This is a genomic window from Agromyces sp. NPDC055520 (assembly GCF_053619715.1).
On record NZ_JBSHJY010000064.1, the window covers coordinates 1 to 14,296 of the forward strand.

Here is a 14,296-nt window from a genome sequence, read left to right on the forward strand (position 1 = left end):
CTCTGCGACCGTATCGAGACCGGGTGACCCGGTCTCGATACGCTCGCCGGCGCTCGCTACTCGACCACCGGTGGAGATCGTCTCGTTCACAGGTGCAGCCCGCATTCCGTCTTGGCGAGACCGGCCCAGCGCCCCGATCTCGGATCCTCGCCCCCGGCGACGGGCTTCGTGCACGGCTCGCAGCCGATGGAGGGGTAGCCGTGCGACATGAGCAGGTTCACCGGCACCTGGTGCGCACCGGCGTAGTCGAGCAGTTCGTCGAAGGTCCACGCCGCGAGCGGATTGACCTTCACGAGCCCGTTGCGCTCGTCCCACTGGATGAGCGGCGTGCTCGCACGCGTCGGCGCCTCCTCGCGGCGCACACCCGTGAACCACAGCTCGTAGCCCGCGAGGGCCTGCTGCAGCGGCGCCACCTTGCGACGGGCGCAGCAGAGGCCCGGGTCGCGGGCGAACAGCTCGGCGCCGAACTCGGCGTCCTGCTCGGCCACGGTCTGCTCGGGCAGCACGTCGACGACGCGCACGTCGAGCGCTCGGGCGACCTCGTCGCGGGTCGCGCGCGTCTCGGCGAAGTGGTAGCCGGTGTCGAGGAACAGCACGTCGACGCCCGGCAACTGCGCCGCCACCAGGTGCGGCAGCACGGCGTCGGCCATCGAGCAGGCGACGGCCGCGACATCCGTCTCGAAATGCTCGGCGACCCAGGCGACGACCTGTCGAGCGGATGCCTCGTGGTCGGTGCCGCTGCCGAGCTCCGCGTTGCCCGCCTCGGCGAGCGCGCGCAACTCGTCGGGCGTGCGCCGCGCCGGTGGTCGAGTAGGTCGCTCTGCGACCGTATCGAGACCGGGTGACCTGGTCTCGATACGCTCGCTGGCGCTCGCTACTCGACCACCGGTGTGGGTGAGGTTGCGCGCGCTCATTGCAGGGCCTCTTCCTCGGCGCGGTGCGCCCACTCGGCGAAGGTCTCGTCGGCCGCGGCGTCGCGGTCGGCGAGGAACCGCCGAACGACGCGTTCGACGTAGTCGGCGAGCCCGTCGGCTGTGACCTTCAGTCCGCGCACGGTGCGGCCCGTGCCCGCCTCTGCACGCGTGGCCGACGCGAGTCCGCCGCCGAGGTGCACCTGGAACCCGGGCGTCTGGCCGCCCTCGCCGTCGGGCAGCAGCTGGCCCTTCAGCCCGATGTCGGCCGTCTGGATGCGGGCGCAGGAGTTGGGGCATCCGTTCACATGCAGGCTGATCGGATGCGGCAGGTCGATGCCGGCCAATCGCGCTTCGAGCGCGACCACCGCGTTCGTCGCCGTCTGCTTGGTCTCGACGATCGCGAGCTTGCAGAACTCGATGCCGGTGCAGGCGATCGTGCCCCGGCGGAAGAGGCTCGGCCGTGCCGAGAGGCCGAGCGCGTCGAGCTCGGCGACGACCTCGTCGACCTCGGCCTCGGGGATGTCGAGCAGCACGATCTTCTGGTGCGGCGTCGTGCGCAGGCGCGTCGACCCGTGCCGCTCGAGCAGATCGGCGACGGCCGTGAGCGTCGTGCCCGACACCCGGCCGACGAACGGCGTGGCGCCGATGTAGAATCGGCCGTCGTGCTGCCGGTGCACGCCGACGTGGTCGCCCTGCGTGACCGGCTTCGGGGCGGGCGGGCCGTCGGGCAGCGGCGCGCCGAGGTACTCGGTCTCGAGCACCTGGCGGAACTTCTCGGCGCCCCAGTCGGCGACGAGGTACTTCAGCCGCGCCTTGTTGCGCAGCCGCCGGTAGCCGTAGTCGCGGAAGATCGAGGTGACGCCGAGCCACACCTCGGCGACCTGCTCGGGGGCGACCCACGCGCCGAGCCGCACCGCGAGGTGGGCGGCCGTCGAGAGGCCGCCGCCGACCCAGAGGTCGTAGCCGACGCCGAGTTCGGGATGGTCGACGGCCACGAAGGCGACGTCGTTGATCTCATGCACGACATCCTGACTCGGATGCCCCGTGATCGCCGTCTTGAATTTGCGCGGCAGGTTCGCGAGCTCGGGCACGCCGATGTACTTGGCAGTGATCTCGTCGATCGCCGGTGTCGGGTCGATCAGCTCGTCGGCCGCGATGCCCGCGACGGGCGAGCCGAGCACGACCCGGGGCACGTCGCCGCAGGCTTCGGTCGTCGAGAGGCCGACCGACTCGAGGCGGCGCCAGATCTCGGGCACGTCTTCGACGCGCACCCAGTGCAGCTGCACGTTCTGTCGGTCGGTGAGGTCGGCGGTGTCGCGCCCGAACTCGGTCGAGATGCCGCCGATCACGCGAAGCTGCTCGCTCGTGAGCTGGCCGCCGTCGATGCGCACGCGCAGCATGAAGTACTCGTCTTCGAGCTCGTGCGGCTCGAGCGTCGCGGTCTTGCCGCCGTCGATGCCGGGCTTGCGCTGCGTGTAGAGGCCCCAGACGCGGAAGCGGCCGTGCAGGTCGGTCGGGTCGATCGACGCGAACCCGCCCTTCGAGTAGATCGTCTCGATGCGGCCGCGTACGCTCAGGCCGTCGTCGACCTGCTTCCACTCCTCGTTGCCGTTGAGCGGGGCGGTGCCGTCGATCTTCCACTGCCCGTGCGGGCGGCTCGCGGGCCGCGGCGGGCGTGCCGGGCGTTCACCGGTCGCGGGGCGGGCCGGGCGCTCGCCGGCTGGGGCCGTGGGGCGGCTCGGCGCCTCGATCGTCTCCTGCGTCATGTCTGCTCCTCGGTCGCCCGCAGAGTGCGGGTTCCGACCGAGAGTATGGGCGTTCGGCGCGCGCCGGAATGCCCGCCGTCACATCACGGAAACGAAGGCAACGGGGCGTCAATCGCGGCAACGGGGCGTCACATTCCCCCACTCGCGATGAGCGGCGTTATGCTCCGGGTGCCCCGCCGCGCGCGTCGTCGGAGGCCGCCTCGACCGCGGCGCCGAAGCGGTCGAGCACGATGTCGACGAGCTCGATCGGCGTGTCATCCGGGGTGAGCAGCGGCTCGGTGACGAGGTCGGCCACGGCCGCGAGCACGAGGTCTTGAAAGTAGCCGGGGGCGAGCAGGTAGCTCGCCGCGACCACGCGACGAGCGGGCGACGTGCCCGACGTGCCGGCATCCGCGGCTCGCACCGCCGCGATGGCGTCGGCCAGTCGCGGCTCGGCGGCCGAGAGGAACCCGACCGTCACCGGCGCCGCGATCGCCGCGCCGAGGCGCCGCCCCATGTCGCGACAGTCGTCGACCGCGCGGGCGTCGCTCGACCCCGCCGCCGCGAGCACGACGTGGTCGTCGGGCGTCGCCCCGGCCTCGGCCAGGCGCCGCCGCAGCACCTCGACGAGCCGGTCGTCTGGCCCCAGCGCCGCGGCAAGGCTCACCCGGCGATCGGGCGTCTCGTCGATCTCGCGTCGCAGGTCGACGTGCACGTGGTAGCCCGCCGAGAGCAGCAGGGGTACGACGACCGCGGGCAGCGCGGGTGGCAACGACGCGAGGGCGGCCGCGACATCCGGTTGCTGCACGTCGACGTGCCCGAGGCGCACCGCAGCCGGCGCGGCCGGCGTCGCCGGCGTCGCCGCCGCTGCCGCCGCCGCTGCCTCGACGGCGTCGGCGAGTGCGCGCACTGCGGCCTGCCCCTCGGGCGATGACGTGCCGTGCGAGATGGCGACGAGGGCGGGCGCGGTGGGGCTCATGACTCCATCGTGCCGTGCGACCGCGAATCGGCACCACCGACGTGCAACACCGCGACGAACTCGCGGCCGACCGGTTGCGCAGCTCGGCGACGTAAGCTGCAAGACGACGATTCGCGGGCGAACGAGCGGATGCGGCATCCACTCGCCTGATCGGCCAGGAAGAGGACATGAGCGACACGCGCACCCGACGATCCCCCTTCTCGCGACGCGCCGCGGCCACCGGGCCGCGCGCGACGTTCCGGCAGCTGCTGCCGTTCATCTTCGAGCACCGCCCGGTGCTCATCTGGGTGGCCGTGCTCTCGATCGTCGGCGCGCTCGCGAGCCTCGCGCAGCCGCTGCTCGTCGCCCAGGTCATCCAGCTCGTCGAGGCCGGCGACCCGCTCGGCTGGATCCCGTGGGCGCTCGTCGCCCTCGTGATCGTGAGCGGCGTCATCACCGGCTACCAGCACTACCTGCTGCAGCGCACGGGCGAGGGCGTCGTGCTCTCGAGCCGCAAGCGCCTCATCGGCAAGCTGCTGCGACTGCCGATCGCCGAGTTCGACACGCGCCGCACGGGCGACCTCGTCTCGCGCGTCGGCAGCGACACGACGATGCTGCGCGCCGTGCTCACCCAGGGTCTCGTCGAGGCGATCGGCGGCGCCGTCACCTTCGTCGGCGCGCTCATCGCGATGCTCGTCATCGACCCCGTGCTGCTCGGCCTCACCGTGCTCGTCATCGCCGTCGCCATCACGACCGTCACACTGCTGTCGGGCCGCGTGCGCGAGGCGTCGCACCAGGCGCAGGAGAAGGTGGGCGACGTCGCGGCCTCGGTCGAACGCGCGATCGGCGCGGTGCGCACGATCCGAGCGGCCGGAGCGACCGAACGCGAGATCCGCGACGTCGAGGCGCACGCCGAGGGCGCCTGGCAGATGGGCGTGAAGGTCGCGAAGATCTCGGCCCTCATCGTGCCGGTGGCCGGCATCGCGATGCAGGTGTCGTTCCTCGTGGTGCTCGGCGTCGGCGGCTTCCGCGTGGCATCGGGCGCCATCGACGTCGCCTCCCTCGTCGCGTTCATCCTCTTCCTGTTCATGATGATCCTGCCGCTCGGCCAGGCGTTCGGGGCGATCACCTCGGTCAACCAGGCGCTCGGCGCGCTCGGGCGCATCCAAGAGATCCTCGACCTGCCCGACGAGGACGCGCACGACCGCGAACTCGCACCGCTGGCGCTCATGGTCGGCGAGGCGAACGACGCCGTGATGCCGGATGCCGCGGCCATCGCCTTCGACGACGTGCACTTCGCCTACGCGGCGACGCGGCAGGACCCGGCCGACCCGGCCAACGACTCCCCCGACTCCGTGGCGGTCGAGCCGTCGGTCACCGACCGGCAGCCCGTGCTGCGCGGCGTCTCGTTCGAGGTGCCGCGGGGGCAGCGCATCGCGCTCGTCGGCCCCTCGGGCGCCGGCAAGTCGACGATCCTCGCGCTCATCGAGCGCTTCTACGACCCCTCGGTCGGCGCGGTGCGCATGGGCGGGCTCGATCTGCGCTCGATCAAACGCGCCGAGTTGCGCGCGCAGATCGGCTACGTCGAACAGGATGCCCCGGTGCTGGCCGGTTCGCTGCGGGACAACCTGAAGCTCGGCAGCCCCGATGCGAGCGACGCCGCGTGCGAGCAGGTGCTGCGCGCCGTGAACCTCGGCGGCGTGCTCGACCGTGACCCGGCGGGGCTCGGCGCCGCCGTGGGCGACGACGGCATCATGCTCTCGGGCGGCGAGCGGCAGCGGCTCGCGATCGCGCGCGCGCTGCTCGCGGCTCCCCCGATCCTGCTGCTCGACGAGTCGACCTCGTCGCTCGACGGGGTCAACGAACGCATGATGCGCGAGGCGGTCGATGCGGTCTCAGCGGGTCGCACGCTCATCGTCATCGCGCACCGGCTCTCGACCGTCATCGACTCCGACCGCATCATCGTGCTCGACGAGGGCCGCGTGATCGGCGAGGGCACGCACGCCGAGCTCGTCGCCGAGGTGCCCCTCTACCGCGACCTCGCGGCGCACCAGCTGCTCGTGTAGCCGCTGCCTCCACCCTCCGCACGGCGCGCTGCCCGCGCTCCGCGCTGCTCGCGCCGCGCTGCTCGCGCTCCGCGCTACTCGCTCCGCGCTGCCCGCGCTCTGCGCTGCCCGCGCTCCGCTTTGTAGGACGATGACCGGCTTGTAGGACGGATTCGCGCATGAGCGTCCTACAAATCGGCCTTCGTCCTACAAAAACACCAATCGTAGAAGGCGATGCAGCAGCAGCGGCGAACACTCCTCAGGGGAAACCCGAGTGAAACTCAGTGCCTGCTCGGATGGCGCAGCGGAGCCGCCTTCGTAGCGTGGACTCCCGCATCCCCCACAAGATGCCGCATGCCCACGCCCCACGGAGGAACACCATGACCATCGCCACCGTCGCGACCGAGCGCGATCTCGCACATCTCGACGAGCTGCCCGTCGACCTCATCGACGAGCTGCCCGATTCGACCGACGACACCGAGACGACCGCAACGGCCGGCGCCCGCAACGGCCTCGGCCTCGGCAACTCCTTCGACCGAGTGCAGGCCGGCATCCAGGGCTGGCTCCGGCACTGGGAACCGCTGCGCCTGCCGGCCTTCACCGCCGTGCGCGACGTCATGCCCGCCGACGACCGCGGCCGCTCGTCACTGCAATCGGCGCCGACGCAGCCCGACGGCGCCGTGCGGCTCACGGCGAGCCTGTACGACCCGCCGAACCGCGACGGCGACCCCCTCGCGTGGTCGCGCAACTGGGCGAGCCTCGCCGTGCTGCCACCGGCGCGCGAGTCGGGCCGCCTGTACTACCGGTTCCGCGTCGCGAGCCGCCTCGTGCTCGACGGGCAGGCGGCGCTGAGCCTCGTGTCGACGAGCGTGAACTTCGGCATCGTCGCCGACGGCGTCAAGGCGAGCCCGTTCCAGGTGACCGGATTCGCCACTCCGATCGCGCGCCCCCTGATGGGCGTGCAGTGCCGCGAAGACCAGGATGCCTCGGCGTCGCAGAGCTTCGAGGGCTCGATCGCCGTGCGGCAGGGCGAGACCCCGGCCATGGCATTCGTGATCGGCACCGACCTGCTGTTCGAGAACGGGTGGGTGCGCATGCACGAGGGCTCGAGCACGTGGATCGGCCCGACCGAACCGGGCGCGAGCGGCACGATCGAGTTCCGCTACGCACCCGCCGCGATGCTTCGTCTGCTCGGCCGACTCGACGAGCCGCACGTGGCCTGACCACTGCCCCCGAAGGCGGGGTCGAGGAATTCTCAACGCGGTGCCATGCTCCTCACGAGCGGGGCTTCGTCCCCGCATGAGGAGAATTGCGATGAGCCCGCGATTTCTGTCCGTCCCCCGTCTGGTCGTCATGATCGCCGCAGCGGCGCTCGTGGCCCCGCTCGCCATTTCGCCGGCTGCCGCCGACCCGTTGCCGCCGGACGATGCCACGGGTACCACCACGATCTACTTCGACCCAGACCAGACGTCCTCCATCACCGTGACCTCGAGCGGCGTCTTCGAGCTGAGCGGCGATCTCGACGTCGTGCGTTCGCAGTGCATCGACGGCGGCGCGAACTCGGTGTGCGTGGGCGCGCAGAGCTCGAGCGACCCGTTCGCCGAGCCGCTGGTCGTCGGAGGTTCGGTTTCCGGCTTCGCCGCCGACGACGAGGGCGGGGCGGCCGAGGCGCTCGGGTGGATCATCCAGGAGGGCGTGGACGCGATCACGGCCCTCTACGACCTTCCCGCCGACGGACGTGTGCAGCGACTCGCCGGCGACCAGTTGCGCGCCTACGTGCTCATGCGCATCCTCGACGTGCTCGACCGTTCGCTCTACGGCGTCGAGCTCACGCCGAACGAGCAGGTGACGCTCGACTACGTCAACCGCCAGGTGCTCGGCAGCGACCGCAAGATCGCCCAGTACGCGGCCGACGAGTTCGCCACGTTCCAAGCGCTCGAGTGCGGCTACACGCCTCCCGCGGCGCCCGCGTTCATCACCACGCCGGTGACGCTGCCGAAAGAGGTCGTCGACTGGTGCGCCCGGCGGCACACGGTGCTCGAGAGCGCGTTCGTCTTCGCCCCGCCGCAGCCGTCGGCCGATGCATTCCAGGCCTGGGGCATGTATCGGCACGCCGCCGACCTGGGGCTCGATCGACTCTCGACCTCTGGGTACGGTGACGCGATCGCCGACGTGCAGCGGGCTTACGGCGCTCTCGCGGGTGCCGCGATCGCGGGTGGCGCCGCGGCAGCCGCAGCCGCCGCCGCAGGTGCGGCCGCGGGCGTGGCGGGCGCATCCACCACGGCGCTCGGCACCGTCTTCGCCGGCGTCTTCCCGCATGCTGCGTGGGGCAGCGCCCTCGTGCCCGCGACCGCGGCCGGCGCCGCCGCGTCGGTCGTCGCGGTCGTGATCCTGGCGATCGTCGTCACCGTCGTCGCGTCGATCCAACTCGACGAGCACGAACAGGTCGGCATCAAGATCGCCGAGCGGCTGAAGGACGCGAAAGAGGCCTCCGATCCGTTCTTCCTCGACGACATCCGCGCCCAATACGCGGGACTCGAGCTGCGTGAGGGGATGACGCCCGAGAACCAGCCCCCGTATCGGGCCGATGCATCGGTGGCGAGGATCATGGACCTCATCGTCGCCAAGACGTCTGACACGATCAACGGCGCCTATATTCCCGATGTCGACGCACTCTGGACCCCCAACGCGACGACAGCGCAGGACTACCGATTCCTCGTGATGGACGGCTCCACCCCGCACGTCGAGGACTCGATCACCGTGCCGATGCTGGGCGACGACGAGACGACGGTGCGGTTCAGCCGCGACTGGATGATCGTCGACGAGGGCGACGGCGAGAAGCCCGCCCTCGAGTTCCGCTACGTCGACAATGCCGGGCGCGAGACGACGGCGAGCCGGGTGCCCGCCGCCGAAGGTGCTCCGGCCCCGGACGGCGGGTTCAGCGTCGCCCGGCGCGGCCCCGACGGAATGCTCGTCGCCGAGCGCACCTCGACGATCCACTACATCGACGGCAACGGCAACTCGGTCTCGGTCGCGCTCGTGCCGCCGACCGTGCCGAAGGTCGGCGGCGTGCGTCCGAGCGCGGTCGGGCCGCTCACTCCGGGCCGCACCGTCATCCTGCGCCCGAACCCCGTCGCCCCCGACGGCACGTTCGACGGGCTCCACGAGACCGGCTTCACCTACACGTGGAACGTCAAACGGGTCGACCCGGCCACGGGCGCGCTGGTCGAGGCCGTGCCCGAGGTCACGAGCTACGACACCAGGTTCAAGCCCGCGGAGCTCGGCGACTACCGCGCCGTCGTTCGCGCGCACGACACCGACCCCGCCGACGGCACGGTGCCCGATTCATGGGGCGTCGTCGACTTCCGCATCTCGGCCCCGGCGACCGAAGCGGCCGAACTCCAGCTGCATGACGACGGCACCGACGGGCTGCGCATCTCGGCGCAGCTGGGGGCGGCCGTGCCCTCCGACGACTTCACGATCGACGTCGAATGGCCGGGCTCGGTCTTGGGCGAACCCGGCGAGCGCTCGAGTCTCGACCTCGAATGCCACACCGTCGACCCGATGAGCTGCTCGACCGTGAAGACCGATCTCTTCCCCGACATGAAGGCCGAACTCTCGCACACGCTCGCTGCGACCGCCGACCTCAACCGCGGCGTCACGGTGACCATCACCGATCGTTACGGCTCCGCGACGACGCAGAAGTTCGCGATCGACGATCCAGCGCGGCCGACGCTCGCGCCGCCGCGCGAGGCGCCCGGCCCCGACCAGCCCGGTGTCGTCGTCTTCGACCGTGTGCACTCCGCCGTGCAGATCCCCGTGCAGGTCACGGCCGACCCGAACTACGAACTCGCCCGTCTCGTGCCGGGCACCGGCGGCTTGCCGACCTCGTTCGGCATCGTCGATCCCGCCGACGACACGCCGAAGTCGAGCGTGCCGTTCCTGGGCGGCGCCGTGAGGCTCACGACCGGATTCGACGCGGTGAACAACGAGTGGGTCCTCGACCTGCGCGTGACCGCCGGCCTCGACGATCTCGGAACGACCACATTCCCCGTGGTCATACAGCAGGTGACCGGCGCCCGCACCATGATGCCGCTCACGGTCGATCTCGTCCCCGCGTCCGGCGACCGATTCCGTGCGGCCGTCGCCAATGAGATCGACGTCAACGACATCGCCGTCGACTCGGTTCCGCAGCTCGTGCCCTACGTCATGGGCGGGCGCGACGAATGGGGCGACTATGCGGGCGACCTGTGCGTGAGCCTCACGTACACCGAGTTCCCGACCGCCCCGGTCGAACACTGCGGCCCGGTGTCGGACCTGCTCGACGCGAACGGGAAGCTGACGGCGATCTCGTACCCCTCGTTCGACGCCGACGGCCTCGACACCGGTCGGTACGAGGTGACGGCGCACATTCCGGATGCCGAGCACGCCGACGCGACGCCGTTCACCGTCTCGTTCCGCCTCATGAGCGGCCCGCCGACGATCGGGGCGTTCACCTGGGACAAGGGGAAGAACGCGGTGCGGTTCACGACGACGCCGTTCAGCGCCGCCGCACCGATCACCGGGTACGAGTGCCGGCTCGACGGGCAGTCGGTCGCCTGTCCCGATGCGACAGCCGGCATCTGGGTCGCGCCGGCACTGACGCAGGGCACCCACCGATTCGATGTGAGCGTGACGGATGCCGCGGGCAACTACACCACCGACGGCTTCGAGTTCACGCTCAAGAAGGCCACGAAGGTCAAGCCGACGAAGCCCCCGAAGCCTCCGAAGCCCTGAACCGGCGAGGCATCCGTCACCGGCTCGGCACCGCCGACGACGCACGACTGAAGCGAACGGTCGCGAGCTGGAACGGTCTGAGCTCCAGCCGCCAGGCGCCGGGTCGTCCCGGCACCGACGCGAGGCCGGCCCGACCGTCGTCGAGCGGTCGTTCCAGCAGGTCGACCTCGGTCGCCCCCGCCGCGAACCCCGCCGTGAGCGTCGCCGAGGCCCGTGCACCGTGCGCCTCGTAGAGCCGCACCACGACGTCGCCCGAGCGGTCTTCGGCGAGCTTGACGGCCTCGACGATGACCCCGTCGCCCGCGACGGCGACGAGGGGCTCGATGCGATCGACCGCGGCATCGAGCACGCGTCGCGGCGGCACGTTGAGCCGGTAGCCCTCGGCGACGGCCTCGGGGATGCCGGCCCCGGGGGCGATCGCCACGCGGAACGTGTGTGCACCCTGATCGGCCGTCGGATCCGGGTAGCGGGGTGCACGCAGCAGCGACAGACGCACGGTCGTCACGGTCGCGTCACCGGCGACCGAGCGCGCGATGTCGTGCCCGTACGTCGCATCGTTGGCGACGGCGACGCCGAACCCGGGCTCGCCGACGTGCACCCAGCGGTGCGCGACGGACTCGAAGCGCGCCGCATCCCACGAGGTGTTCGCGTGCGTGGGCCGGTGGATGTGCCCGAACTGGATCTCGGACGTCGCGCGCTCGGCGTGCACGTCGAGCGGGAACGCGAGCTTCAGGAGCTTCTGCCGCTCGTGCCAGTCGACGTCGATGCGCACGTCGAGGGCCCGGCTCCCAGCCGCGAGCGAGACGGTCTCGACGATCTCGGAGTCGCCGAACCGCCGGACGATGCGCACCGCAACGCCCGCGGCGGCGTCGTCGTCGATCTCGATCGCCTCGAGCTCCCGCAACTCGACGACGTTCCGGCGATCCTGCACGTCGATGTCCCACGCATCCCACTGGTTCGGGGTGTCGCGGAAGAGCTGCAGCAGCTTCGCCGCACCGCCCTCGGGGATCGCGTCGCGGCCGCTCCTGCGGTCGACGAGCGAGACGAGCAGACCCTGCTCGTCGAGCACGGCGTTGATCTCTGCGTTGCCCAGCACGATGCGCCCGCCGTCGCGACGCACGGTGGCCGCGGCATCCGTCATCGCCGTCTCTGCCGCGGCGAGCGCGGCGACGCCGCCGAGCGGAAGCGGCCCGGCGTTGGCGACGATGCGCTGCGAGCCCGTGCCGACGAGCGCGCGCAACGATCGCTCGATGATCGCCTCGAGCGCCTCGGCGACCTCCGCGTAGCGGCGCTCGGCCTCGGCATGCACCCAGGCGATCGACGAGCCCGGCAGGATGTCGTGGAACTGCTGCAGCAGCACGGTGTGCCACGCGGCCTCGAGCTCGTCGTAGGGGTAGTCGGCGGCCCCGCTCACCGCAGCGGTCGCCGCCCAGAGCTCGGCCTCCCGCAGCAGGTGCTCGCTGCGCCGATTGCCGCGCTTGGTGCGCGCCTGCGAGGTGTACGTGCCGCGATGGAACTCGAGGTACAGCTCGCCCGACCAGACCGGCGGATTCGGCAGCTCGGCCTCCGCCGCCTCGAAGAAGGCGCGCGGGCTCGAGAGCACGACGCGCGGCGACCCCTCGAGATCGGCCGTGCGCGCGGCCGCGGCGAGCATCTCCTCAGTGGGCCCCCCGCCGCCGTCGCCCCAGCCGAACGGCACGAGCGAGGTGTTCGCCGTGCCGTGCTCGGCGTACTGGCGCTCGGCGCGCGCGAGTTCGGCGCCCGAGAGCTCGGAGTTGTACGTGTCGACCGGCGGGAAGTGCGTGAAGATGCGCGTGCCGTCGATGCCCTCCCAGTCGAAGGTGTGGTGCGGCATGACGTTCGTCTCGTTCCACGAGATCTTCTGCGTGAGGAACCAGCGGCTGCCCGCGGCGCGCGCGATCTGCGGCAGCGCCCCCGAGTAGCCGAACGAATCCGGCAGCCACACCTCGAGCGGTTCCACGCCGAACTCCTCGATGAAGAACCGCTTGCCCGCGACGAACTGGCGGGCGAGCGCCTCACCGCCCGGCATGTTCGTGTCGGACTCGACCCACATGCCGCCGACCGGCACGAAGGTGCCGTCGCGCACCCGCCGCCGAATTCGTTCGAAGAGCTCGGGATACGCCGCCTTCAGCCAGGCGAATTGCTGAGCGGATGACGCGGCGAAGACGAATCCCGGATTGCGCTCGATGAGCGCATCCACGTTCGAGAAGGTGCGCGCCACCTTGCGCACGGTCTCGCGGGTGGGCCAGAGCCATGCGCTGTCGATGTGCGCGTGGCCGACGGCGTGCACGCGATGCGAGCTCGCCCAGGCGGGCGCGGCGAGGGCGGGCGCGAGCAGCTCGCGGCCCCGTGCCGCGGTGCCCGACACGTCGTCGGGAGACATCGCGTCGACGGATCGCTCGAGCGCCCGGAGGATCTGCGCGCGGCGGGGCAGCGCCTTGGGCAGTTCGGCGTGGAGCCCGCGCAGGGTCCACAGGTCTTGCGCGAGCTCCCAGACGGGGAGGTCTCGCAGTGCCAGCTCGAGGCGGCGCAGCCGGTAGATCGGCTCGTCGCCGGCGGTCGCCGGATCGCCGAGCGGGGTCGGTGCGAACGACCACCCGCCCTGGAGGTCGGGATTGGACGCCGCCTCGAGGTACACCTCGAACTCGCCCCCGGGTTCGACGTCGAGCGGAACGGCGCGATTCAGCGGTTCGATCGCCTTCAGGATCGAACCATCGGCGCTCCACACGGTGCCCTCGGCCTGAAAGCCCGGCGCGGCACCCGTGAACCCCAGATCCACCACGAGTTCGAGGCGCACGTCGCGTTCGCCCGCCCACGCCTCGGGCACGCGCCCGCGGATGTGGAACCAGGTCGTGCCCCAGGGCCGGCCCCACGCGGCATCCGTCTCGAATGGCGCGAAGCGCTGCGCGACCGCCTCGGCGAACGACACTGGCTCGCCCGGCGCGACCCAGTGTTCGATCTCGACCGGTGCGCTTCGGCGGTGGATCGCCGGCTGGATGCGCTCGGCGACGAATCGCGCGATGCGCCGCTCGACGAGTCTGCTGTCATCGTGCATGGGAACAACCCCTATCCCTTGATCGCGCCCTGCATGGCGAAGGAGCCGCCGATGCCCTTCGACACGATGACGTAGAGCACCACCACCGGCAGCGAGTAGATGAGCGAGTACGCCGCGAGTTCACCGTACGCGACGGTGCCGTACTGGCCGAAGAAGCTGAAGATGCTCACCGAGGCGGGTTGCTTCGACGGCGAGAGCAGCAGGATGAACGGCACGAAGAAGTTCCCCCATGCCTGGACCCGACTGCGGCTGCGTGATCAGGCCGCCTCAGCGCGCCTCGACGTCGGCGAGCGTCGGCTCGGCACCGCCCGCCGCGCGCTTCTGCCACGGCCAGCGCCCCGAGATCTCGAGTTCGAGCGACCAGCTGAGGAACGTGCGGATCAGCACGATGATCGCGAGCACCGCAACCGAATCGAGCGTCGGCGTCACCGCGACGGTCTTGATGATGTCGGCGGCCACGAGCAGTTCGAGCCCGAGCAGGATCGCCCGCCCGAGCACACGACGGAACCGCGTGTACACGGGGTTCACCCGGCGAAGGCCTCGCAACGCGGCATCCACGGTCGCATAGACCACGCCGATCACGATCGCCGCGACGCCGAGCACGTCGATGACCTCGCCGACCGTTTCGATGACCGAGCCGTAATCCATAACGCCCCCTCGCGCCACACGCTAGCGCGACGGTGCGCCGGTCGGTGCGCGACGTGCCGACATGCCGTGTGCCGAGACTCGGTCGACGGATGCCGCGTGGCCCGCGCCTTCCCGAAGGCGGCGGGCCCGCGGCC

Annotated in this window: 8 protein-coding genes and 1 pseudogene; 3 read left to right on the top strand and 6 right to left on the bottom strand. The window is 71.3% G+C overall.

All coding sequences use genetic code 11. The features are described 5' to 3' along the window. Positions 1-86 precede the first annotated feature (86 nt). From ACWGST_RS16170 to ACWGST_RS16180, 3 genes are all read right to left on the bottom strand, one after another. Positions 87-914, bottom strand: coding sequence for a phosphoadenylyl-sulfate reductase (locus ACWGST_RS16170; RefSeq protein ID WP_452047691.1), 828 nt, complete (start codon positions 912-914; stop codon positions 87-89). Continuing rightward, on the bottom strand, positions 911-2,680 hold the full coding sequence (locus ACWGST_RS16175) for a nitrite/sulfite reductase (RefSeq protein ID WP_452047692.1): 1,770 nt from the start codon (positions 2,678-2,680) through the stop codon (positions 911-913). The genes ACWGST_RS16170 and ACWGST_RS16175 overlap by 4 nt, the downstream gene beginning before the upstream one ends. A 157-nt stretch (positions 2,681-2,837) precedes the next feature. After that, the gene (locus tag ACWGST_RS16180; RefSeq protein ID WP_452047693.1) at positions 2,838-3,638 is read right to left on the bottom strand and encodes a sirohydrochlorin chelatase; all 801 of its coding nucleotides are present in this window, start codon (positions 3,636-3,638) and stop codon (positions 2,838-2,840) included. 167 nt (positions 3,639-3,805) lie between these two features. On the opposite strand from ACWGST_RS16180, the gene ACWGST_RS16185 reads away from it, so the two are divergent. The 3 genes from ACWGST_RS16185 to ACWGST_RS16195 all read left to right on the top strand — a co-directional run bounded on the left by ACWGST_RS16185 (position 3,806) and on the right by ACWGST_RS16195 (position 10,438). Further along, entirely contained in the window at positions 3,806-5,683 is a 1,878-nt protein-coding gene (locus ACWGST_RS16185; RefSeq protein ID WP_452047694.1) for an ABC transporter ATP-binding protein, read from the top strand. 359 nt (positions 5,684-6,042) lie between these two features. After that, positions 6,043-6,885 carry a hypothetical protein gene (locus tag ACWGST_RS16190; RefSeq protein ID WP_452047695.1) on the top strand — a complete coding sequence of 281 codons (843 nt, stop codon included), beginning with the start codon at positions 6,043-6,045 and terminating at the stop codon, positions 6,883-6,885. A 91-nt stretch (positions 6,886-6,976) separates the two neighbouring features. Further along, on the top strand, positions 6,977-10,438 hold the full coding sequence (locus ACWGST_RS16195; RefSeq protein WP_452047696.1) for a hypothetical protein: 3,462 nt from the start codon (positions 6,977-6,979) through the stop codon (positions 10,436-10,438). A 16-nt stretch (positions 10,439-10,454) separates the two neighbouring features. Here ACWGST_RS16195 and ACWGST_RS16200 read toward each other — a convergent pair whose 3' ends face one another. The 3 genes and pseudogenes from ACWGST_RS16200 to ACWGST_RS16210 form a co-directional block, all read right to left on the bottom strand. Next, positions 10,455-13,514 carry an alpha-mannosidase gene (locus ACWGST_RS16200; RefSeq protein ID WP_452047697.1) on the bottom strand — a complete coding sequence of 1,020 codons (3,060 nt, stop codon included), beginning with the start codon at positions 13,512-13,514 and terminating at the stop codon, positions 10,455-10,457. A gap of 11 nt (positions 13,515-13,525) precedes the next feature. Continuing rightward, positions 13,526-13,753: pseudogene (locus tag ACWGST_RS16205) on the bottom strand (carbohydrate ABC transporter permease); the annotation flags it as partial. Positions 13,754-13,781: 28 nt separating this feature from the next. Then, complete coding sequence (locus tag ACWGST_RS16210; RefSeq protein ID WP_452047698.1) at positions 13,782-14,162, bottom strand: DUF1622 domain-containing protein; 381 nt, start codon at positions 14,160-14,162, stop codon at positions 13,782-13,784. Positions 14,163-14,296: the final 134 nt, after the last annotated feature.